This window comes from Ruegeria sp. HKCCD7221, from assembly GCF_013031225.1.
Lineage (GTDB): Bacteria > Pseudomonadota > Alphaproteobacteria > Rhodobacterales > Rhodobacteraceae > Ruegeria.
Genome location: NZ_WPZE01000001.1, coordinates 939,362 through 960,204, shown reverse-complemented (window position 1 = coordinate 960,204; position 20,843 = coordinate 939,362). Strand labels below are relative to the sequence as shown.

The following is a 20,843-nucleotide window of genomic DNA, read 5'->3' as shown; positions in this document are numbered from 1 at the left end:
ACTTAGGTTCAGCACTGTATCAATCAGTCCACCAGTCATGCGTTTTCCTCCTTGGTGAGGGACTTGAACAAGCAAACGACCAGAACCGGAACAATAAACACAAAAGCAATGGCGGATAGCGCGATGATCGAGCGCACTAGGCCGATATCCCCGACCAAAATCATTGCAAGTCCAAGGGCCCCCAGAATCCCGCCCCAAATTGTACGAATGCGGGGCGAAGGGTTCTCATCCCCTCCGGCGCCAATCATAGCAAGGGTAAAGCCTGCGCTGACTACGCTCGTAACGACGAACAGGAACGCTGCCAGAACTGTCGCCGTACGGGTCAAACCGTCCAGCGGAAACTTTTCAAGCAATGCAAATGTGGTCGCGTCAAGGTTTTCGGCATTTACCGCGGCCAGCGTTCCATCCTGTCTGAGAGTGTCAAAGAATCCCAGCCCCCCGAAGATTCCGAACCAAAGGATGGAAAACAGGGTGGGGGTGACAATAACGCCGATCAAAAACTCTCGTATAGTTCGCCCGCGCGAGATGCGGGCGATGAAGATACCCACAAATGGTGACCAGGCAAGCCACCAGATCATGTAATTCAGCGTCCAGCTATGGAACCAGTTGACGATCTTTTGGTCAAAGAATCCGGCCGTTGAAAAACCTGCGGGCAGAACGCCGAACAGGTAGCGCCCAAACCCCGATACGATGTCGTCCATCACATACGAAGTCGGGCCGAAGATCAAAAGGTAGATCATCAGCCCTACGGCTATCAGCATCGCGGCATTCGACAAAAGCGCCATGCCGTCGCCGAGGTCTCTGCGCAGGGGAATGATGAAGGCGATGCATAGGGCTCCAAATATTGGCAGGGTCAGGCTATCGGGCTGCTCAACACCAATCAGACCGGCCACCCCGGTTTGAATTTGAAAGACGCCCATCGCCATAGATCCCGCCAGACCAACCGCGATGGCGACGATTGAAAGCAGATCGAAAACCCAGCCCAACGCCTTGACCCAGCGAGCCTCTCCCAATGCGGCGAGCAGTGGTGCGCTTAGCAACAGGGCGCGGCCTTGTCGGTATGCAAAATAGGCAATGACCAACGCTACAATCCCGTATATCGCCCAGGCGTGGAAACCCCAGTTCAAGTAGGTCACGAACATGGCGTGACTGGCGGCTTCGGCATCGTCGCTATAGTTTTGCAAAAGCTCAAAATGCGTCAGGGGTTCGGCCGTTCCGTAAAACAGCAGACCCACGCCCATCCCGGCTGCAAACAGCATCGCGATCCAGACGGGCGTTGAAAATTCGGGCTCGGACGTATCGGTCCCCAGACGTATTTTGCCAAAGCGCGAAAAGGCCAGATAGATTGCAACAAACAGCAGGCCGCTGACTTCGAGCATGATAAACCAGCCACGGCTGTTGAATTGCGTTGCAACAGCCGAAGACGCAAGGCGCCCCAATCCTTGCGGATCGGCAATGCCCCATGCCGCGATTGCCGCGCTGAGAGCCAGTGCAATCATCAAAAGCGGGCTGGGGGATTTCCTGTCCACGGTCCGGCGCCTTTCTGCACGGTTTTCACCATCTTAGTCCAATTTTGCGCAAGTCTGAAAGGATTGGAATACGTTGCACGCTATGCGGCCATGCAATGGGAACCGGACGCGCATAACTTCGTATAGCTGCAATTTGCCCGGTTTGGCCCGATTTCCCTTATCCGGGGGGAAAGTTCTGGAAATTCTCTCACATTTGCTGCTCGGGGCGGTTGAGGGGGGCGCGGGGGTTGACAAGCGGAGTGTCTGAATGAAACGTCAAATAAGTTGGGAGATTTTGAAAATTCAGATGCTTTACCCTGTTGCAAGACGGGGTGGCTTGTCGTACCGGCAAGGTCCCAGATTAGGGACCGCTGAAAAGTCTCTCATCCATAATAAGAGTTTGGGAGTTCTCAAAAATGAAAAACAGCAGCAAGCTTAGCCTTGGCGCGGTCGTAACCGCGGCATTTATGGCTCCGGCCGCTTACGCCGAGGAATTCATCACAATTGGTACCGGCGGTGTAACCGGTGTGTACTATCCGACCGGCGGTGCGATCTGCCGTCTGGTCAACAAAGGCCGCAAAGAGCACGGCGTGCGTTGCTCGGTAGAATCTACCGGTGGTTCGGTCTACAACATCAACACCATTCGCGAAGGCGAGCTGGAGTTTGGTGTTGCCCAGTCCGACTGGCAGTTCCACGCTTACAACGGCACCTCGAAATTCGAAGAGGCTGGTCCCTTCGAAAGCCTGCGCGCGGTGTTCTCGGTCCACCCCGAGCCGTTCACCGTTGTGGCCCGTGCTGACTCCGGCATTGCCAGCTTTGAAGACCTCAAGGGCAAGCGCGTGAATATCGGCAACCCCGGTTCCGGTCAGCGCGGCACCATGGACGTGGTTCTCGAAGCGATGGGCTGGAGCCTTGACGATTTCGAACTGGCGTCCGAGCTGAAGGCGGCTGAACAGTCGGCGGCTCTGTGCGACAACCAGATCGACGCGATGATCTACACCGTTGGTCACCCGTCGGGTTCGATCCAGGAAGCGACCACAGCTTGTGATTCCGTTCTGGTCAACGTGACCGGCGATGCGATCGACGGTCTGATCGACGGCAATTCATACTACCGCACCGCGACCATTCCGGGCGGCATGTATCGTGGGTCGGACGGCGACACCACAACCTTCGGTGTGGGTGCAACCTTTGTGACCTCGGCCGACGTGTCGGATGACGCGGTTTACGCGGTTGTCAGCTCGGTCTTCGAAAACTTCGACGACTTCAAAAAGCTGCACCCGGCATTTGCCAACCTCAAGCCCGAGGAAATGATCGCAGACGGCCTGTCGGCACCTCTGCATCCGGGTGCCGAGAAGTACTACAAAGAAAAAGGCTGGATTCAGTAAGCCAGACCTGACGCGGGGTGCCTTCGGGCGCCCCGCAACCCAAGCCCGGCTCGACCGGGCAGTAAATAAGGTCAAAAAGGCCGCATGACGGGGAGACATCTTGATGAGTTCCGACACCCAATCCAACCGACCGCTATCCGAAGAAGAGCTACAGGACCTTGTCGCCTCGTCCGATGCGGGCGGGCGTAACCCGGTCGGTAATGTCGGAATTTTTCTGGCTGTTGTCGCGGCGCTGTGGTCCGTGTTTCAGGTTGTTTTGGCCTCACCTGTTTCGAATGTGGTGCTGCCGGGCAGCGTGGTGAACAACTCGCGCCAGATTCATCTGGCTTTCGCTATGTTTTTGGCGTTTGCCGCCTATCCTGCGCTCAAGTCCAGCCCGCGGGATTACATTCCTGTGCAGGACTGGATCATGGGCGCGCTTGGCGCCTTTGTGGCGTTGTATGGGTATTTCTTCTACGACAAGATCGTAAACGCAGGCGGTCTGGCCGATGACACCGATAAATGGGTCGCGCTGGGTGGTCTGCTGCTGCTGTTTGAGGCCGCGCGCCGTGCGCTCGGCCCTGCGATGGCAATCATCGCAACCATATTCCTGGCCTATGTCTTCTTCGGTTCCTCGGAATGGGTGCCCGAAGTTATCCGTTGGAAAGGGGCCAGCCTCAAGAAAGCCATGAGCCATATGTGGATCACGTCCGAGGGCGTGTTCGGCATCGCTCTCGGCGTGTCCACCAAATTCGTATTCCTCTTCGTTCTGTTCGGTGCGCTTTTGGATAAGGCGGGGGCGGGGAACTATTTTATCAAGATGGCCTTTGGAGCATTGGGCCACCTGCGCGGCGGACCTGCCAAAGCAGCCGTTGTGGGTTCGGCTGCAACCGGCCTGATCTCGGGCTCGTCGATTGCGAACGTGGTGACGACCGGTACTTTCACCATCCCGCTGATGAAGCGGGTAGGCTTTAGCAGCGAACAGGCAGGCTCGGTCGAGGTTGCCTCCTCCGTGAATGGCCAGATCATGCCGCCCGTTATGGGCGCTGCCGCCTTCCTGATGGTGGAATATGTGGGCATTTCCTATGTCGAGGTGATCACCCATGCTTTCCTGCCAGCCGCGATTTCTTACATCGCACTGGTCTATATCGTCCACCTTGAGGCCGTGAAGCGGAACATGCCTACGCTGGGTGACCGCGATGTGCATCTGGCGCGGACTGTTGTGGGAATGTTGTCCTTCTTCCTGGTCTTTGCCGGTCTTTGCTATGGCTCGCAGTTCCCGGTCGAGGCCGTGACAAGTTGGGCACCGTCCTCGGCGGGTTTGATCCTGAGCCTTATTGTCTGCGCGGTGTACGTGGCGCTGCTGTATCTTGCCGCGCAGGTGCCTGACCTTGAGCCCGACGATCCGAATGCCAAGGAAGTTACGCTGCCGGTGATCGCGGATATCTACAAAGCCGGTCTGCATTACCTGCTGCCGATCATCGTGTTGGTTTATTTCCTGATGATCGAACAGAAATCTCCCGGGTTGTCGGCGTTCTGGGCGACGACGCTGTTGTTTGTGATCCTGCTGACGCAGAAGCCGCTCAAGGCGCTGTTCCGGGGGCAGAGCAATCTTTATGACACGTTCATCGACGGGGTTGCCGACCTGTGGCAGGGCCTGATCGACGGCGCACGCAACATGATCGGGATCGCTCTGGCCACGGCCACCGCGGGTGTGATCGTGGGTACCGTGACCCTGACCGGAGTGGGGCAGGTCATGGCCGACCTGGTCGAGTTCCTGTCAGGCGGAAACCTAATCCTGATGCTGGTGATGGTCGGCCTGCTGAGTCTGATCCTTGGCATGGGCCTGCCAACCACTGCGAACTATATCGTGGTCAGCTCATTGATGGCCGGGGTTGTCGTTGAACTGGGCGCACAAAGCGGACTGATCGTGCCGCTGATCGCGGTCCACCTGTTTGTGTTCTACTTCGGTATCATGGCGGATGTGACACCGCCTGTGGGCCTGGCCAGTTTCGCCGCCGCTGCTGTATCTGGTGGGGATGCGATCAAGACCGGGTTCACCGCGTTCTTCTACAGCCTGCGCACCGTGGCGCTGCCTTTTGTGTTCATCTTCAACACTGACCTGCTGTTGATCGACGTGACTTGGGTAGAAGGGATAATCGTCGCGATATTTGCGACCATAGCGATCCTTGTCTTTACGGCGGGAACGATGGGGTACTTCCTGACCCACAGCCGCATCTACGAAAGCGTGGCGTTGATCGCGGTGGCCTTTGCATTGTTCAGGCCGGATTATTTCATGGACCGCATCGCGCCGCCCTATACATCGGTCGAGCCTGCTGCATTTGTGGAAACCATCGGGGAGACCCCGCCCGGAACCGAAGTACGCATGGTCGTCAGCGGCCCGGATTTCGACACGCTCGAGATGACAGACACAACCGTTGTTGTCATGGTCGGCAGCGAAGAGGGCGGCGCGGCGCGGGTTGATGCCATGGGCTTGCTTCTTCTGGAAGAAGACGGGTTGGTCAAACTAGAAGAGCCGCTGTTTGGCACGCCCGTGGCGGATGAGCTGGATATGTTCGACTATTACGGCGATGACGCGGTGCGTCTAACCTCGGTCAGCCTGCCGTCCAGCCAGCCTCCCAAGCAATTGATCTACATTCCCGCTATGATCTTTCTGGGTCTGATCGCATTCCTGCAACGCGGCCGAGCCGCCAGACAAGAGGTGCCCGCATGACGAACTCGGTGCTTTGTGCCGTCGACATCAGCAACGGCGAACTGGATAGCAATGTCTTGAGCAAAGCCGCGGCTCTGGCGGATCAGGATAATGCGCAACTGGATGTGGTGACGGTGCTTCCCGATTTCGGGGAAAGCTGGGTTTCCGGGTTCTTCCAGCCAGACTTTCACGACAAGGCGATGGAAGAAGCGCATTCCAAACTGGTCGAGATGTGCGTCGCAGCGGTTGGCAAAGAGCGGAACGAAAAAATCCGCCATGTTGTCGCGACGGGAACGGCCTATCAGGAAATTCTGAAAACGGCCGAGGGCGCAGGCAGCGATCTGATCGTGATCGGGGCGCATAAACCGGACCTGAAGGATTACTTGCTGGGCCCGAACGCTGCGCGGGTTGTGCGGCATTCGACGGTTTCGGTCTACGTCGTGCGCTAGGGCTCAGTATCCTGTCATCTCAAGGTATCCACGCCCCGAGTGGCTGCCCGAGATCGTAACCGGACCTTCCCAATATTCGAACCTTGTCGCCATCCAAGCCTGGGGCGTCAGTGCGGACACTTCGACATCGAGGTTCCGGTCAGGTAGCGTCACGCGCCAGCGGGTCGGGATCGTGCGGCCAGCGACCGTGGACGTTTCGAGCGGGCTGAACGTGACGGACCCATCGGGCAGGGCGGTTGTCTCGCCATCTGCCGAGATCAGGGTCGCAGCGGTAAAGTCACTGCGATCCCCGCGAAGGCGAAACGCCATAAGTTTGTTCCCGTCGTCGAAGCTCAGCGAAAACCAGTCCCACCCGCTTTGATCTGCTGCCAGCGGTTGCGATGACCATTCGCGATCCAGCCAGCCTTGACCGGTGACCGCGATATCCTGATCCGGCAGGTGCAACGTGCCCTCGACCGCGAAGAATGGCTGTGAGTAATAGTAGCTGGCCTGCCCATCCGCCGATTTGACCGAATAGCCTTGGTCGCCGTGAAACACCAATGGACCCTGCGCCTGCAGGGTCAGGTCATATCCGAAATTGCCGCCATTGGCAGAAAGGGACAGGGTGCCCATGTCAGGCCCGCGCATGTGCCACTCGTCGATCCAAGCCTCGAACGGTTGCGCGGTGACGCCAGCCTGCCCGATGCCGCCGCGTGATAGTCTTTCCGCAAAGTAGTGGTGATCCGGGGTCGTAACCGCCGCGTGCCCCATCCATAGTTGGGGGCTTTGCCAACCCTCGGTTTCTTTGGGTTTGAGGGCAGAACGAAACAACGTCCATTGAATACCGTAGGGCCGCCCGTCCTCTCCGGTCAGGTTTGCCGTTAGGTACCACCATTCAATGCGAAAGGACGGGTGTGGGCCGTGATCCTGCGGAAACTTGAATCGGTATCCCGGCTGCGGAATGTCGAACCCTTCAGCCGATCCGCCCAACCCCGCATATCCTTGGGCCTGTGCGAAGGATGGAAGCAGCAGAGCAAGGATCAATAGCCACGATTTAACGTTCATTGGCGAACACCCTTAGCAATTCAGCCGGAGGCAGGCGCAGAAGGCGCATGGCGGGTAAAGCCGCTGCAACCAAAGCCGCCAGCAAGGTTAGAAGGAATAATCGGGCCCAATCTGCGGGAAACAGGTACATCGGCAGGCGCCAGCCAAATGCCTCGACATTGATGATGGCCAAAAGGGTCCAGGCTAGAGCCAAGCCAAGGGGCAGCGCAATAATCGCGGTAATCGCCGCCAGCAACACGCTGCGCAACAGCTCAAACTGCGCGAGTCTGGCGCGGGTCAGGCCCAACGCCCAAACGGGGGCAATCTGCGGCAGGCGTTGGGTCCAGAGGGTCAGCAGGCTGGTCAGAATGGCGAACCCCGCGACACCCAGCGTCAGCACATTCAGCGCCGAAGTGACCACAAAGGTTTTTTCAAACACGGCCATGGACTGTGCCTTCATCGCGGCCTGTTGGATCACGGCCTGCCCTGGAAGGTCAAATCTGTCCCGTAGCGCGTCTGCCAGTTCCGTTGCACTTTCGGCGCGCGTACGTATCCCGAAGCGCCTTGCCTCAACCCCCGGGGCGATTTGATCCAGCCGCGTCATCGAGACAATCGCTTGTCCGGTAGGGTTGCCATAGTCAGAGTACACGCCAGCAACGGGCAATGTGTATTCACGGTTGATCATAAGATCGTCACCGGGCCACAGGTCCTGACGGCGGGCGAGTTGTTCATTGATCAGCACCGCTTCGCCCGCATTCACGCGATCCCAGACATCCGCACCCGAGGCGATCAGAGGCCAATGCTGGCGGTAGGTTTGATCGTCGACGACTCCGTACAGAAAAAGGGGTCCGCTGGGATGCGCCAGTTCCACGCTGCGAATTGGCAGAATTGCGTCTACTTGCGGCGCTAACCAATTTGAGATTTCGCGCCCTTGCTGGTCATCCTTTGCCGTCAGATACAGCTCGGACGTCAGGCGTTGATCCAGCCAGCCTGTGAAGGTCAGGCGAAAGCTGGAAACCATCGTTCCAACGCCGATATTGGCCGCAAGGGCCAGTAGAAGCGCCATCAACGCCAGGGATAGGCCGGGCAACTGCGCGCGCATATCCGACCAGATCCACTGGGCTATTGGGCCTTTGGTAAAGCGTTGAAAAATCGAGATCACCAGCGAAAGCAAGGACGGCAAAAGCATCGCCGCACCCAGCAGCATACCGGCAACCAGTGTAAACCCGGCGACCAATCCACCAATGGACAGTTGCACGATGATGCCGACCAACATGATCAACAGGCCCAAAAGCGGGGTGGTGAAACCGTTAAAGGCGGCTGTCCGCCACGCTTGAACTCCGGCACCGGACAGCAGGGGCATATGGGACAATCGGATTAGTGCGTGACCACTGGCCAGCAGCGTTCCGCCCAGAGCCATTGCCAAACCAGCCACCGCCCATTTCGGCTGTAATGCAATTTCGCCGCTTACCGGAGCGCCGTACAGCCCCCGCAAGGTTGCTGCGACATCAGGCAAGAGCGCACCCGCCAGAAAGTACCCAAGCATCAGCCCTGCCAACCCGCCGAACAGTGCCAGCAAGGACAGTTCCAAAAGGATCACCCAGACCAGTTGCCGCATGGAAACGCCAAGCGCCCGCAGCGTTCGGATCATCCCCCGACGCTGCGCAAAAGCCAGCCCAACCGTTCCGTGCACGATGAACAGGCCAACGGCGAAAGACAGCAGCCCAAAGGCCGACAGGTTCAAGTGAAAACTGTCGGTCAGTTGCGCGGTGTCCAGTTGCGACGACGCTTCGACCCGCTCCAGCTCGGGTGTAATCGCGGCGATTTCAGGAAGCGTGCGTGGCTGGTCTGGCAGAATGATCAGCCTTGAGATTTGGCCCTTCCTGTCCAGCAAAACCTCGGCCACACCGATATCTGTCAGGATCAGATCAGGGGGAAGGTCCGGGCTTGTCAGAACGGGCGGCAGTCCGGTTTGGTTGCTCAGAAACCGCGCCAAGTCAGGTGAGGCCAGCAACCGACCGGGGGCGGTCAGCATGTCAGCCGGGTCCGGTGGGGTGGCGCTTTGCTCAATGCCCGTAACAGCAGGCAGAGCTGGATAGGCGACCATGTCGACGCCCATGACGCGGATGCTGCGCCCCCCTATGCGCGTGGTTTCTTCCAACACGGCCGCAACTTGCCATCCGGCCCGCCGCAATGACAGATATCTGTCGATCGTGATTGGACCAGCCGGATTTCTCAATTCGTCGTGTTGTCCCAGCGCGAGTTGTTCGTTGGCGCGCTGATAGCTTGCCCGTGCTTCGGCGTTGATAGCCTGAACCGCTGACCACAGGCCGGTCGCCAGCGCAATCCCGATTAATAGGGTTGCAAGTTGCAAGCGGTGCCGCCGCCAATGAGACAGCAGCACCTGAATAATCGCCACAGTCATGTGATACGCCCACCGGACAGATGCGCCCTTCGGTCCAGCCGTGCGGCAATATCCTGTGAATGCGTGACCAGCAGCAGCGCGGCCCCGGTTTCGGCTACAAGAGATAGCATGAGGTCCAGAACGGTTGCGCTGGCGGTTTCATCCAGATTTCCGGTGGGTTCATCTGCAAGCAGCAGTTTAGGCTGCGCAGCCATAGCGCGCCCAATCGCAACACGCTGCTGTTGGCCGCCCGACAGATTTTCGGGATAGCGGTCCAGTAAATCCGACAGCCCAAGCCTGTCCGCAAGATGGGTCGACCACGCTTCGTCCAGTCTTCCTGCCAGACGCGCGTGAAAGGACAGGTTCTGCGCGACGGTCAAAGAAGGGATCAGGTTGAATTGCTGAAACACCAAAGAAACGCTCTGACGGCGCAACGCGGCACGACCGGGATCTTCCAGCCCGGACAGATCGGTTCCGTCTAGCGTGATCTCTCCGCCGTCAAAACTGTCCAGCGTGGCGGCAAGGTTCAGCAGCGTGCTTTTCCCGCTGCCGCTTTCACCGGTAAGCGCAAGCGTTTGCCCCTTGTCCAGCGCCAGTGATACACCGCGCAGGACAGGGCGCCCTCCGGGATAGGATTTCTGAACATTGTCTATTTTCAACAGCATCAGTAAGCCTCGGGTCGTATTTGCAACAATGTGGAACCCACCCGGGCAGAGTCCAGACCCGACACAGATTCGGTTCTATTCGTCGCGGTGCCCGAGGCGGGGTTGTGAGCCTTTGCCTAAACGGTCATTCTGACGCTGCATTCACTGACCAAGACAAGAGATACCGAATTATGACCTTAGCGCAGCAGATTCTTTGGGGCAGTATCTATCTTGGTATTTGCTTTTTGATTGAACTTGTTCTGCTGACTTGGTGCACGCAGACAATCCGCAGCATGGCGTTGAAACTGGAAGAAAGTAAACGGTTTGTCACAATCGCCGCACCGATCTGCGTTGCCTTGGTGTTTATCGTCGCGATTCACACGTTTCAGGTGTGGCTATGGGCGATCGTCTGGGTTCTTGGGGAAACCCTGCCGGATTGGAATTCGGCGCTTTATTTCTCTTTGGTGACCTTCACGACGCTTGGCTATGGCGACATCGTTTTGGGTGAGGACCTGCGGATTTTTGGCGCGTTTGCTTCCGTCACGGGTTTGCTGGCCTTTGGATTGTCGACGGCCTTTATGGTTGCCTTGATGACTCAGGTGTTCAAAGAGGAATTGATGTCCTAAAGGATCGGGGCAAACAGCCGCGCCAGTGGAGAGCCAAAGCGGATAAAGGCGGGTTGTTCAGGCAAGTTCCGCTCTAGTTCGTAACAGTCTTTGAAATCGGCCTTTAGCATATCGTCCACAGCCTGCGCTGCGCGTTCGTCAAAGAACAGGGCCATCGCCTCAAAGTTCAATCGGAAAGAGCGATTGTCCAGATTGGTCGTGCCGACCGCCGCGAGAGTATCATCAACGACAAATGCCTTTTGATGCATGAACCCGTTGGTATAGCGAAAAACGCGCGCACCGCATTCGCGAATTTCGTCAAAATAGGCAAAAGCGGCCAGCCAGGGCAGGCGGTGGTCAATCACGTCAGGCACAAGAATTCGAACATCCACTCCGCGCAATGAGGCATGTTGCAACGCCGTCATGATGTCGATGTCAGGCACGAAATAGGGGGATGCGATCCAGATTCTTTCTTTTGCTGCAGTTATGGCAGCAAAGAACATCATTGCCCCGGTCTCGGTATCGTCGCCGGGTCCGGTGGCAACCAGAAGCGCGTTCATGTCCTGCTCGGCTTCTGTTCCTGCCCAGTCCAGTTGATCAATCAGATCCTCTTCATGTGCCCAATGCCAGTCTTCGCAAAAGATAAGTTGCAACTGGCGGACAATATGGCCGAACATTTTGATATGCGTATCCCGCCAATGGCCGAAATGCGGGTCCTGTCCCAGATATTCGACACCCACATTGTGCCCGCCGATAAAGCCGGTTTCCCCGTCAATGATCACGGTTTTTCTGTGGTTGCGGTAATTGAGCTGAAATCGGTTTTGCGGGCCGCGTCGGTCACGTGGATTGGCGATCTCAACCCCTGCAGAGCGTAGTTTGTCCAGATACGCCGTGGGCAGGCCATAACTGCCGACCGCATCGGTCATGAATCGAACACTGACACCGCGTTCAGCCGCTTCGATCAGCTTTGCCTGAAGTTGTTGGCCCAATGCGTCATCGCGCACGATGTAGAACTGGATCAGGACGTAATTCTGCGCGGCGTCAATCGCCTCGAAAATGGAATCGAACGTGGCCTGACCGTCGATCAGCAACTCGGCCCCGTTTCCACGAGATACAGGCAGGTGCGCCAGCGCCTCAAACGGTCTTGGGTTCACCTGCATTGTGTCTGGGTCGGGTTTTGAGAAGTCGGCGAAAGTCTTGATGCCTTCGACCACGGTTTCGCTTTGTTTGCGCGCAATCCGATACCCGCGAAACCGGTGGTGCCCTAAAAACAGATAGAGCGGCACGCCGAACACCGGAGCGGAGATCAATAAGACAACCCATCCAACTGCACCTTGTGGCGTGCGCGCCGTTTGCGCTGCCCGGATCGCAAAGAGGATCGCGGTGACATATAGGATAAAGACAAACGCGGAAACAAGTAGTGTCCACATGGGGTTATCAGTCTCTGTTCTACCTAGTTTGCCCCAGTGTAGACGCGTTTCCAATCTTCCGCCATATCGACGATGACCCATCCCATGTCCGGGCCTTTGTCCAGCCCGTCAACAAGCTTGCCAATCGGGCTTTCGCGGTCATAGGCCCATTCACGTTCAGAATCCGTGTGATGGATCAATACCCCAAGACGATTGCCTTCCCCAGCAGTCGTCCATTCCAACATCGCAAAATCGCCATCCGAGTTGCCAGCCGCCAATATGGGACGTCGGCCAATTGTACGTTCTATGTTGATGGGTTTTCCCTGTTTGTCGTCGATGAACGCAATTCCGGGTGACTTTACAATAGTGGGCGTACCGTCGATGGATTCGTATGTGGCGTCAGCATATGTGCCAAGCACTTGCTCGGGTGGAATGCCATATGCGTCTTCGGCGAAAACGCGCATGAAGTGCAGGCCGCCGCCGGACACGATATAGGTGCTAAAACCCTCGTCCCGGAGATACCGCAGAAGTTCCACCATCGGCTGATAGGTCATTTGGTCGTAAGGCAGGCCCGTGTCAGGGTGGCGCGCTGATTGCAGCCAGTCGGCTACGGAAGCCTGAAACTCATCGACGCTGGCGCCCGCGTGTGAGGCGTTGATTACCTCGATCAATGCTTCATGCCCGCCTTCTGCAATGGTTTGGACATCGCCTTTGGCTGCGGCTTCCAAAATGGGGGAGTTCAGGATGGACGGGTCTGTTTTTGCAAGTTCTTCAAGCCGATCCATGGCAAAGATCAACTGAAAATAGACCGGCTGTTCGGCCCATAGAGTGCCGTCGTTGTCGAATACTGCGATCCGTTCGGCTGGAGTTACATAATCCGAGTGGTTTGGGTCGGTCACCGTACTGACGAATTCAACGATCCGGGACTTGGAGTCTCCATCTTCCCAACTGGGCAGCGGGTCGGCGAACAAGGTCGTCGCTGTTATCGAAAGGAACGTGGTGAACAGAGCTGCCTTCATAGGAAATTCCAAAACCCTAAATAAATATCTTAGAAGGGCCGCCATGTGCGTGGCGGCCCCTTGTTTGTTGTTGTCTGGCCTCAGTTGTTTGTCGGTGTGGCCAGTTTCTCCATCACTTGATCCAGGTTGAAGCTGGCCGCCTTCTGTCGAGGCGGAAATTCCTGGAATGTTTCAAGGAAGGTTCCGACATACTGCTGCGCCGGCACCAGGAAGTACGCACGTTCCAGCAACCAATCGTAGTAAGTGTTGGACGTACGATAGGCCCGTTCATACGGATCGCGGCGCAGGTTGACGATCAGCGGAATGCGCAATTCGGTCCACGGCTCGATCCACGCACGAAGCGTTGCCCAGGCTTTCTGCTCAAGGAAGATCAGTTTCCAATCCTCAAAGCGCAGCGCCGTCAGGTCGCCATCGTCTGAGAAATAGAAGATCTCCTTACGCGGGCTTTCGGTCGCCTCACCAGTCAGAAGGGGCAGGATGTTGTAGCCATCCAAATGCACCTTGTAATCACGGCCCATGCCCGAAGAGCTGTATCCCGCCTTCAGCTTGTCCTTGATTTCCGGATCACCGGCGACGGCCAGATAGGTTGGCAGCCAGTCCATATGGTGAACGATCTCGTTGGTTACAGAACCGGCTTCGATCTTGCCGGGCCAACGCACCATTGAGGGCACACGCCAGCCGCCTTCCCAGTTGGTGTTCTTTTCGCCCCAGAACGGGGTCGCCGCCGCATCAGGCCACGTGTTCATATGGGGGCCGTTATCGGTTGAGTAGTGGACGATGGTGTTGTCGGCGATGCCGAGTTCATCCAGCAGATCAAGCAACTGACCAACATGCATGTCGTGTTCGATCATGCCAGCGGTGTATTCGTCAGCCACTCCGCCAACGATTTCGTTGGCTTGAGCGCGCATCTCATCCTTGACGTGGGTCCGGAAATGCATGCGCGTCCCGTTCCACCAGACATAGAAAGGCTGACCCTGTTCGTGGGCACGCTTGATAAAGTCGATCGCTGCGGCAACGGTTTCGTCATCCACCGTTTCCATACGCTTTTTAGTCAGCGGACCGGTGTCTTCGATGGTGCCGTCGGCCTTGGACTTGATCACGCCGCGCGGGCCATAGGCCTCGCGGAAGGTGCGACCGTCAGCCAAAACAGTATCACCGGGATAGTCTTCGTTCTCGGGCTCTTCCTCGGCGTTCAGGTGATACAGGTTTCCGAAAAACTCATCAAATCCGTGGTTTGTCGGAAGATGTTCATCCTTGTCGCCTAGATGGTTCTTGCCGAATTGACCCGTGACATAGCCATGATCCTTAAGCAGACCGGGTATGGTCGGATCTTCGACTTGCATACCAAGATCGGCGCCCGGCAAACCCACCTTGGACAGCCCGGTCCGAAATACGGATTGACCCATGATGTAAGAGGATCGACCGGCGGTACAGGATTGCTCACCGTAGTAATCGGTAAAGATCATTCCCTCTTTCGCGACACGGTCGATATTTGGCGTCTGATAACCCATCAGACCCATCGTGTAGGCCGAGATGTTGGATTGCCCGACGTCATCGCCCCAGATCACCAGAATATTTGGCTTTTGGTCTTGCGCCCACGCGGGAACCGCCAGCGCGACCGCAACCGTTGCGACAGCGAATCTACGTAAGCCCCTGCGCCAAGTGTCTGCCATTGAACGTGGTGGTGACATGGTTTTCTCCCGTTTTTCTGGGCCCTGTACGACCCTTTGTTGAAACTTAAATTTGGCGCGATAACTAATTAAAAACGCGGCCTGAAAGTTGGTTCGATATTGATCTGCGATAATGCGTGATAGAAGGAATCGAACGGGATTAGCATAAGCGATGATCTGTGTTAAAAACTTATCATTTGATGAGTTTGGAAAATTCTAATGTTTAACAAATCCAACAATCTTAAGACCTTGCGGAAAGGCGGCTGGTTCAGCAACCGATCGACCGCATTTCAACGCGACTTGCTGGAGTGTGGAATCGCGAAGGACTTTGAAGCGAGCGAGGCGTTGTATCATCACGGCGATACAGTGAACGGTATTTTCGCCGTCCTTGAGGGGGGCGTACAGATAACCGTGCCAGCCGATGATGGGCAGGAGTTCGTCATACACCGCGAAGGCGCAGGTTTCTGGGTTGGCGACCTGGCTTTGTTCGCCGATTCCTCAAGGCTGGTCAGTGTTGTCGCGACACAGACAACCTGCGCCCTGTTCTTTCCAAACTCGCGTGTTACGAAGTTAGTTCAGGAGAAGCCTGATTATGTTAGGGATTTCTATGCGCTCAGTCATGAGAATATGCAGACCGCGCTGCGTATCGTGGCGAACCTTGTAGTGACTGGTACGGAAAAGCGCCTTGCGCTGCGCCTTCTCCATCTGGACGAGGGCACTTCGAAGTCCGACGGCTGGATTGAGGTGTCGCAAGAGGAGCTGGCCGAGATGATAGCGGTCTCGCAACCGACACTTCACCGCAGTCTGCACCGCTTGGCTGATCTTGGTTTGGTTGAGGTGGGCTATGGCCGCGTGCTTCTAAAGGACCGGCGTGGCCTTATTGCAAATTGTCAGAACTAAGCATCATGGGTTCAATGGGGGCAACGAATTGGCGTTAGCCCCTCGCCGCCGGACAAAGGTGTCAAGGGTGGCGATAGCCTCGGACCAATGCGGGGCCTGCCGGCCGGCATCAGACCCGTAGCGCGTTGCGCCGATCAATGCCATCTGCGCTTCAAGCTTATGTAAATCCATGGGTGTTTCTGCGCGTGCCTTCAAAAGATCCAGTGCCGAATAGGCGCCTGACAGGTCGTGGTTTTTCAAAGACAGCCTGAGCTGTGCAAGGGCATATTCGGCTGAGGACCTATAAGCACGTTCGCGTTCTTCCCGGCGCGTCCTGAAGCGGGGTGCAACCCAACGCCAGCCGGTCCAGATCATCAGCAACACGAGTGTTACCCCTAAGCCAAGCCTAAGAAAATCGCCCATGTCTTTCGGGGGCGTTTTGGGTGCAGCCAAGGTTAAGTCGACTGCAGGGATATCAACAGTTTCAACCTGTTGGGTCGTCAGGTTGAACCAGTCGATCGAAACAGCAGGAAGTTGCGTCTGCCCACCTGCCTGAGCCAGATAAATAGCTTCATCAACGCGCTGACCTGACAAAACTCCGCGATCTTCAGCTTCGGTAAAACGCGGCTCTTTTGGGTAAGCACGCAGAAGTTCATCCTGATTTTCCGGAATAAGAGGAGGTATCAAGATCGGAGTAGTCCCCGAAATTTTGGCTGTGAGCTTTCGCGTAATCGCGCCCCCCGTCTGAATGTCGGTGTCACCATCCAGCGTTTGTTCAATGGAAAAGTCCGACGCCAGAATAAGCGGGTCCAGATTTTGCGCGCCTTGCGGGATCACAGCGCCAAACGATATCGGTGGCAGCGGGACCGAAGATTCAATCGGTGCGTTGGTATCAGGATCGGCGTAAGTAACCAGAATATCCATCTGGCCCAACTGGATTTTTCCAACTTGCAAAGGATAAAGGCGATAGCTGCGCTGAACACCAGACCACGTGTCGCCTTGCACAGTTTCGCTGACCGGGCCGGATGCGCGCTCGGGCAAGCGGACCAATAAGTTTTCTTGCTCCAATGACGGAAAGACCGGAGGGGCCGGCATGAAGGTAGGAACCAAAACCTTGACGCGCAAAATGGTGGGTTGCCCGACGATCACATCGCCCTCTGCAAGGTCCACTGTTACAAGTGGGGCAATATCTGTTGGGGTCTGCGGTGTGACCACCGTTGGAAGGAGCAAGAAAATGAGGAACAGAAGGTATCTCATTGCGATTGCACCTGATTTTCCAGCAGGAACCGGTTTCTCAAAAAATCCTGCATGTCGGTATCAATTGCGCTGATCCACTGGTCTGCAGACATTGGCTGCGCGGCTTCGGTCTGGGCTTGCACCGTGGTGTCCTGACCACGCGCGTCTTCATTATCAAATACCGTATCATCCGCGCCGATCCCGGCCTCTTCGCTGGTATCCGATTGCTCTCGGGTGGTTTCAACATACTCCAGAATTGCTGTCGCAACTTCCAAATTGTGCTGGGCTTCTGGCCAGTCTGGTCGACGCTCTAACGCGGTTTCAAATGCTGCAATCGCTGGGCGGTACTCGCGGTTACGGATGCGCGCCATTCCTTCCGCAAACGCGGCTTCAGGTGTGTTCAACGACGAAAAGACCTCGGTCGCCTCAGGATAGCGGCCTGCTTTGAGCATGGCGTATCCTTGATGGTAGGGGTCCTGAAACAAATCGGCCGCGTCAGAAAAGCGCTTTTGGTTCATGGCGATTTGGCCTTGTTGATCAGGTGTCAGGAACCAGTCCTTCCAACCTTCGGCCCGCGCAGGATCGGATGGGTGCGTGATGCAAAAAAGCAAAAATGCCCACCGAATGACCCAGCCGCGCCGGAACCACAAAAGTGAGAGCAACGCCGCAGGCCAAGCCAAAATCCAACCCTGATCCTGCCAATCCAACTGATCCTCTTCGTCCAGAGCGTCGACATAGGCGTTGTGAATACTTCTGTTGAGCCGCGTAACATCCTGATCGCCCGTCGAAAATGGCACGACGGTCGCGGATGATAACGCGTCTAGCTGAACCAGTCTTTCGCCTTCTGGCAGCATCGTAAGAAACAACAGGTCGTCCTCTTCATTATTCATTGCCTTAACCTGCGACGGGTCGATATCGTCCAGCACAAACAAAATGGCGCCCGGGGTTTCGGCATCGCCGAGTATGTTCTGAGCCAGTGCAAGGGCATCGGCTGCCGCGTCGCCCTTCAGCGGCATAACGGCGGGCGTTAACCCTTCCAGCAGCGGGCGAAGGATGTTGGCATCCTCGGTCAGGGGGGCAACGCGGTGCGGACTGCCTGCATACGCGATCAAAGCGGTCCGCGCCCCTGAGCGCGTGTTGATCAGATCGGTGATCTTGTATTTCGCACGCTCAAGCCGGGATGGGGGCAGGTCGGTACCTTCCATGCTTTCGGTGACTTTCAGCGCAATAACCAACGGCGCGGTGTCTGCAATCAGTGGGTTAGGGGCGCGCGACCACGTTGGGCCCGCGGCGGCCAAGGTGACCAGCACTGCAATGGCCATGACCCCGTCTACGGGGTTCAGCTTGCGTTTGTCCGTGTCGCCCACCTCAAGGGCTTGGGCCAGGTGCGGGGCGATACCGTCTGGAATTTGAGTGGACCGTTTCGATCTTGGACGGATCAGCCACCAAACTGCAAAAACCGGTATCAGGAAAAGAAGCCAAGCCGCTCGGATAAAGTGGAAATCTGCGAGTGCTTCGATCATCGAACACTCCGCCGGTGTTGCGCGATATGAAATCCTGCGGAACTGAACAGGATCACGGCAATGACGATTAAAAGCGGTATATGGGTAAGGCTTTCGCGCGGTCGATAGCTTTGGGTTTCAACAACTCTTGGATTTTGCTCGTCGATCTGTTGGTAGGTCTGCGTCAAAGCGGCTTCGTCATCGGCAAAAAAGTACTGTCCGCCAGTCGTTTGCGCGATGTCTTGAAGGGCTTGCAAATCTACGCGGTCTTCACCTGTTGCGTTCGGGTCGCCAACTCCGATCGTATAAATGACCACATTTTTGCCCGCAGCGATTGCCGACGCGTTGACGGGTGTCATGCGGCTTGACGTGTCGGCCCCGTCGCTGAGGACGATCATCAGGCGCTGATCGACTTCGCTCGAGTCAAACAGCCGTAAGCCCAACCCAATGGCATCGCCAAGCGCCGTGTTCGGCCCAGCCATTCCCACTTCAGTCTGGTCGAGGAACCCATTCAAACTATTCAAATCTTCGGTGAACGGTGCCTGCACAAACGCGCGTGTCCCAAAGATGATCAGGGCCATTCGATCCCCCTGACGCGCGGCAATGAAGTCCCGCAGTACATCCTTGACCGCTGCGAGGCGCTGTTTGGGGGTTCCATCTTCGGACGTGAAATCCCGTTGGTCCATTGACCCGGATATATCTAGGGCCAGGACCACATCCCTCGCCGATTTTTCCACCACGATGGGATCCGCCAGCCGTTCAGGGCGTGCCAGCGCTGTAACCAACAAGACCCAAACCAGCGTCGCAATTATAGATTGCAACCATGTTCGTCCTAGAATGCTTGATCCGGTCTTGGGTTCAAGGCCGGTCGCGGCCGCGATGTGCCGGAAAAACGGAATGCGTGTGGCTTGCACCTTTTCCTTATGTGGTGGGGCGAACCAAAACACGACCAAAGGCAATGGCAACAGAACAAAGATCCAGGGCGCAGCGAAGGTGTAGGTCATGCCCCTTGGTCCCTTTTGTGGAGTTTGATCCAACTGCGAACCAGATCGGGGACGTCGTTGTTTTGAACGGTTTCTTGATAGGGCGCGGCAAGGAGGACTTCGCCGGAGGCGCCTTTAAATTCTTTCTTTTCATACGTCTGATTTAAAAAATTCAACCACTCTTGCCCGTGAAGACTTGCCACAGTCGCACGCGGAAAAGCGACCAGAGCGGTCCGCCGCAGAATCTCGGCCGCGCGTGCCGCATCGGTTCCAGCCCGATCCAGTTCTGCAAGGGCCGAGCGTCGGTAGGCATTTGCCGACCAATGTCGACGGGCCAGATAGAAGCAATAGGTCAAGGCCGCTGCCAGCACCACTGCAAGAACCGCCCAACCCCATGTTTGCGGGGTCATTGCGATTGGATCTGGGGCCGGAGCAGGCTCTAGCATATCCAAAAGTTCAACCAGTGATTTGCCCGAAACATCGACCGCCATCATCGTCCCCCCGGATGCCCGAACAGCTTCAGCAACTGATCCAGAGCAGGGACCGCTGTTGTCAGGGGGACAATTGGGAAGCCATAGCGGCGGGACCACAGGTTCAACTGCGAAAGCCTGTCCTCCATCGCTGATCTGATGCGATCGGGCAGATCAGGGATTGAGCTGTCGATTTCGATCTGGTTGTCCCCGTCGGATACCGTCAGTTTTACCCCCGGAGGTAATGCGCGCGAACTTGGATCAAAAACATTGAAAAGGATCAGATCATTTGATCGCGATAACCTGCTGAAAAGACGTTCGGACCTGTCGTTGATCCCGTCGAAGTCGGAAAACACGCACACCAAGGCATTCGTGTGTGCAAGTCGGACTGCCTGTTTCAGTACGTCGTTCAGTGTCACAGTTGGTTTTGGGCGCAGCTTCGCGTTCAGGCTACAATTCAATTCTCCAACAGATGATAGGAACCGCGTCAGTGCAGCAGGGCGCCGTTGCGGGTGATGCTCGGCCAAGTCCGTATCACCGAAAACAATCCCGCCAACACGGTCGCCTTGCCCCAGAACCCGATGTGCGGCAATGGCCGCGGCTTCTGCCGCGATCACGGATTTCATATAGACCTCGGTTCCGTAGAACATGGATACCCTTTGGTCGACCAACAAAAGGGCGGGGCGATCGCGCTCTTCCGTATAGACCCGAACATGGGGTGTGCCGGTGCGTGCGGTGACCTTCCAGTCAATTGTTCGAATGTCGTCACCTGGCATATACGTGCGCAATTCCTCAAAGTTCAGGCCACGTCCGCGTAAACGCGATGCGTGACGTCCATTGAGGATTGATCGCGCGGGTTGCCGGGGCAAAAGGCTGAGCGATCGCGATTTCGGACCCAGCCGTTGTAAATGTTCGGCATTCACATGGATGCGCGTGTCTGAGAGATATGTGGCTGTCTGCGCCAT

The 20,843-nt window shown here is 56.6% G+C and carries 17 protein-coding genes; 5 read left to right on the top strand and 12 right to left on the bottom strand.

The genetic code is table 11. The annotated features are described in order from the left end of the window. Positions 1-35: 35 nt before the first annotated feature. Entirely contained in the window at positions 36-1,529 is a 1,494-nt protein-coding gene (locus tag GOX73_RS04750) for a BCCT family transporter (RefSeq protein ID WP_371808564.1), read from the bottom strand. Positions 1,530-1,924: 395 nt separating this feature from the next. On the opposite strand from GOX73_RS04750, the gene GOX73_RS04745 reads away from it, so the two are divergent. From GOX73_RS04745 to GOX73_RS04735, 3 genes are all read left to right on the top strand, one after another. Next, positions 1,925-2,893 (top strand): TAXI family TRAP transporter solute-binding subunit, encoded by a 969-nt coding sequence (locus GOX73_RS04745; RefSeq protein WP_171121507.1) that lies wholly within the window; start codon positions 1,925-1,927, stop codon positions 2,891-2,893. A gap of 103 nt (positions 2,894-2,996) precedes the next feature. Then, the gene (locus GOX73_RS04740) at positions 2,997-5,606 is read left to right on the top strand and encodes a TRAP transporter permease (protein ID WP_171124938.1); all 2,610 of its coding nucleotides are present in this window, start codon (positions 2,997-2,999) and stop codon (positions 5,604-5,606) included. Continuing rightward, the gene (locus GOX73_RS04735) at positions 5,603-6,034 is read left to right on the top strand and encodes a universal stress protein (RefSeq protein WP_171124940.1); all 432 of its coding nucleotides are present in this window, start codon (positions 5,603-5,605) and stop codon (positions 6,032-6,034) included. The genes GOX73_RS04740 and GOX73_RS04735 overlap by 4 nt, the downstream gene beginning before the upstream one ends. 3 nt (positions 6,035-6,037) lie before the next feature. On the opposite strand, the gene GOX73_RS04730 is transcribed toward GOX73_RS04735, so the two are convergent. Genes GOX73_RS04730 through GOX73_RS04720 form a run of 3 tightly spaced genes read right to left on the bottom strand, consistent with a single transcriptional unit; the run spans position 6,038 to position 10,126 of the window. Beyond that, the gene (locus GOX73_RS04730; RefSeq protein WP_171134803.1) at positions 6,038-7,078 is read right to left on the bottom strand and encodes a lipocalin-like domain-containing protein; all 1,041 of its coding nucleotides are present in this window, start codon (positions 7,076-7,078) and stop codon (positions 6,038-6,040) included. Continuing rightward, positions 7,068-9,482 (bottom strand): ABC transporter permease, encoded by a 2,415-nt coding sequence (locus GOX73_RS04725; RefSeq protein ID WP_171124944.1) that lies wholly within the window; start codon positions 9,480-9,482, stop codon positions 7,068-7,070. Before GOX73_RS04725 ends, GOX73_RS04730 begins: the two co-directional genes overlap by 11 nt. Further along, positions 9,479-10,126: an ABC transporter ATP-binding protein gene (locus GOX73_RS04720; protein WP_171124946.1), complete on the bottom strand. Its 648-nt coding sequence runs from the start codon at positions 10,124-10,126 to the stop codon at positions 9,479-9,481. Before GOX73_RS04720 ends, GOX73_RS04725 begins: the two co-directional genes overlap by 4 nt. A gap of 170 nt (positions 10,127-10,296) precedes the next feature. On the opposite strand from GOX73_RS04720, the gene GOX73_RS04715 reads away from it, so the two are divergent. Further along, positions 10,297-10,731: an ion channel gene (locus tag GOX73_RS04715; protein ID WP_171121501.1), complete on the top strand. Its 435-nt coding sequence runs from the start codon at positions 10,297-10,299 to the stop codon at positions 10,729-10,731. Here the strand turns inward: GOX73_RS04715 and cls are convergent. From cls to GOX73_RS04700, 3 genes are all read right to left on the bottom strand, one after another. Further along, on the bottom strand, positions 10,728-12,140 hold the full coding sequence (gene cls, locus GOX73_RS04710; RefSeq protein ID WP_171124947.1) for a cardiolipin synthase: 1,413 nt from the start codon (positions 12,138-12,140) through the stop codon (positions 10,728-10,730). The genes GOX73_RS04715 and cls overlap by 4 nt on opposite strands. Before the next feature lie 23 nt (positions 12,141-12,163). After that, entirely contained in the window at positions 12,164-13,138 is a 975-nt protein-coding gene (locus tag GOX73_RS04705) for an HAD family phosphatase (RefSeq protein WP_171124948.1), read from the bottom strand. 80 nt (positions 13,139-13,218) lie between these two features. Further along, positions 13,219-14,829: an arylsulfatase gene (locus tag GOX73_RS04700; RefSeq protein WP_371808563.1), complete on the bottom strand. Its 1,611-nt coding sequence runs from the start codon at positions 14,827-14,829 to the stop codon at positions 13,219-13,221. Between the two features lie 198 nt (positions 14,830-15,027). On the opposite strand from GOX73_RS04700, the gene GOX73_RS04695 reads away from it, so the two are divergent. Continuing rightward, the gene (locus GOX73_RS04695; RefSeq protein ID WP_171124949.1) at positions 15,028-15,708 is read left to right on the top strand and encodes a Crp/Fnr family transcriptional regulator; all 681 of its coding nucleotides are present in this window, start codon (positions 15,028-15,030) and stop codon (positions 15,706-15,708) included. A gap of 3 nt (positions 15,709-15,711) precedes the next feature. On the opposite strand, the gene GOX73_RS04690 is transcribed toward GOX73_RS04695, so the two are convergent. From GOX73_RS04690 to GOX73_RS04670, 5 genes are read right to left on the bottom strand one after another with little or no spacing between them, the layout of a single operon-like run. Then, positions 15,712-16,944 (bottom strand): BatD family protein, encoded by a 1,233-nt coding sequence (locus GOX73_RS04690; protein ID WP_171124950.1) that lies wholly within the window; start codon positions 16,942-16,944, stop codon positions 15,712-15,714. Next, complete coding sequence (locus tag GOX73_RS04685; RefSeq protein ID WP_171124952.1) at positions 16,941-18,446, bottom strand: VWA domain-containing protein; 1,506 nt, start codon at positions 18,444-18,446, stop codon at positions 16,941-16,943. Before GOX73_RS04685 ends, GOX73_RS04690 begins: the two co-directional genes overlap by 4 nt. Beyond that, a complete protein-coding gene (locus GOX73_RS04680) occupies positions 18,443-19,429 on the bottom strand; it encodes a VWA domain-containing protein (protein ID WP_171124954.1) in 987 nt (328 codons plus the stop codon). The genes GOX73_RS04685 and GOX73_RS04680 overlap by 4 nt, the downstream gene beginning before the upstream one ends. Further along, a complete protein-coding gene (locus GOX73_RS04675) occupies positions 19,426-19,899 on the bottom strand; it encodes a DUF4381 domain-containing protein (protein WP_171124956.1) in 474 nt (157 codons plus the stop codon). Before GOX73_RS04675 ends, GOX73_RS04680 begins: the two co-directional genes overlap by 4 nt. Continuing rightward, the gene (locus tag GOX73_RS04670; RefSeq protein WP_171124958.1) at positions 19,899-20,843 is read right to left on the bottom strand and encodes a DUF58 domain-containing protein; all 945 of its coding nucleotides are present in this window, start codon (positions 20,841-20,843) and stop codon (positions 19,899-19,901) included. Before GOX73_RS04670 ends, GOX73_RS04675 begins: the two co-directional genes overlap by 1 nt.

What these genes read in the sequence shown, in the direction of transcription:
- GOX73_RS04720 (WP_171124946.1), bottom strand. Translation starts at nt 10,126, where the DNA reads ATGCTGTTGAAAATAGACAATGTTCAGAAATCCTATCCCGGAGGGCGC.
- GOX73_RS04745 (WP_171121507.1), top strand. Translation starts at nt 1,925, where the DNA reads ATGAAAAACAGCAGCAAGCTTAGCCTTGGCGCGGTCGTAACCGCGGCA.
- cls (WP_171124947.1), bottom strand. Translation starts at nt 12,140, where the DNA reads ATGTGGACACTACTTGTTTCCGCGTTTGTCTTTATCCTATATGTCACC.
- GOX73_RS04735 (WP_171124940.1), top strand. Translation starts at nt 5,603, where the DNA reads ATGACGAACTCGGTGCTTTGTGCCGTCGACATCAGCAACGGCGAACTG.
- GOX73_RS04715 (WP_171121501.1), top strand. Translation starts at nt 10,297, where the DNA reads ATGACCTTAGCGCAGCAGATTCTTTGGGGCAGTATCTATCTTGGTATT.
- GOX73_RS04680 (WP_171124954.1), bottom strand. Translation starts at nt 19,429, where the DNA reads ATGACCTACACCTTCGCTGCGCCCTGGATCTTTGTTCTGTTGCCATTG.
- GOX73_RS04700 (WP_371808563.1), bottom strand. Translation starts at nt 14,829, where the DNA reads ATGTCACCACCACGTTCAATGGCAGACACTTGGCGCAGGGGCTTACGT.
- GOX73_RS04675 (WP_171124956.1), bottom strand. Translation starts at nt 19,899, where the DNA reads ATGGCGGTCGATGTTTCGGGCAAATCACTGGTTGAACTTTTGGATATG.
- GOX73_RS04730 (WP_171134803.1), bottom strand. Translation starts at nt 7,078, where the DNA reads ATGAACGTTAAATCGTGGCTATTGATCCTTGCTCTGCTGCTTCCATCC.
- GOX73_RS04690 (WP_171124950.1), bottom strand. Translation starts at nt 16,944, where the DNA reads ATGAGATACCTTCTGTTCCTCATTTTCTTGCTCCTTCCAACGGTGGTC.
- GOX73_RS04670 (WP_171124958.1), bottom strand. Translation starts at nt 20,843, where the DNA reads ATGGCGCAGACAGCCACATATCTCTCAGACACGCGCATCCATGTGAAT.
- GOX73_RS04705 (WP_171124948.1), bottom strand. Translation starts at nt 13,138, where the DNA reads ATGAAGGCAGCTCTGTTCACCACGTTCCTTTCGATAACAGCGACGACC.
- GOX73_RS04740 (WP_171124938.1), top strand. Translation starts at nt 2,997, where the DNA reads ATGAGTTCCGACACCCAATCCAACCGACCGCTATCCGAAGAAGAGCTA.
- GOX73_RS04695 (WP_171124949.1), top strand. Translation starts at nt 15,028, where the DNA reads ATGTTTAACAAATCCAACAATCTTAAGACCTTGCGGAAAGGCGGCTGG.
- GOX73_RS04685 (WP_171124952.1), bottom strand. Translation starts at nt 18,446, where the DNA reads ATGATCGAAGCACTCGCAGATTTCCACTTTATCCGAGCGGCTTGGCTT.
- GOX73_RS04725 (WP_171124944.1), bottom strand. Translation starts at nt 9,482, where the DNA reads ATGACTGTGGCGATTATTCAGGTGCTGCTGTCTCATTGGCGGCGGCAC.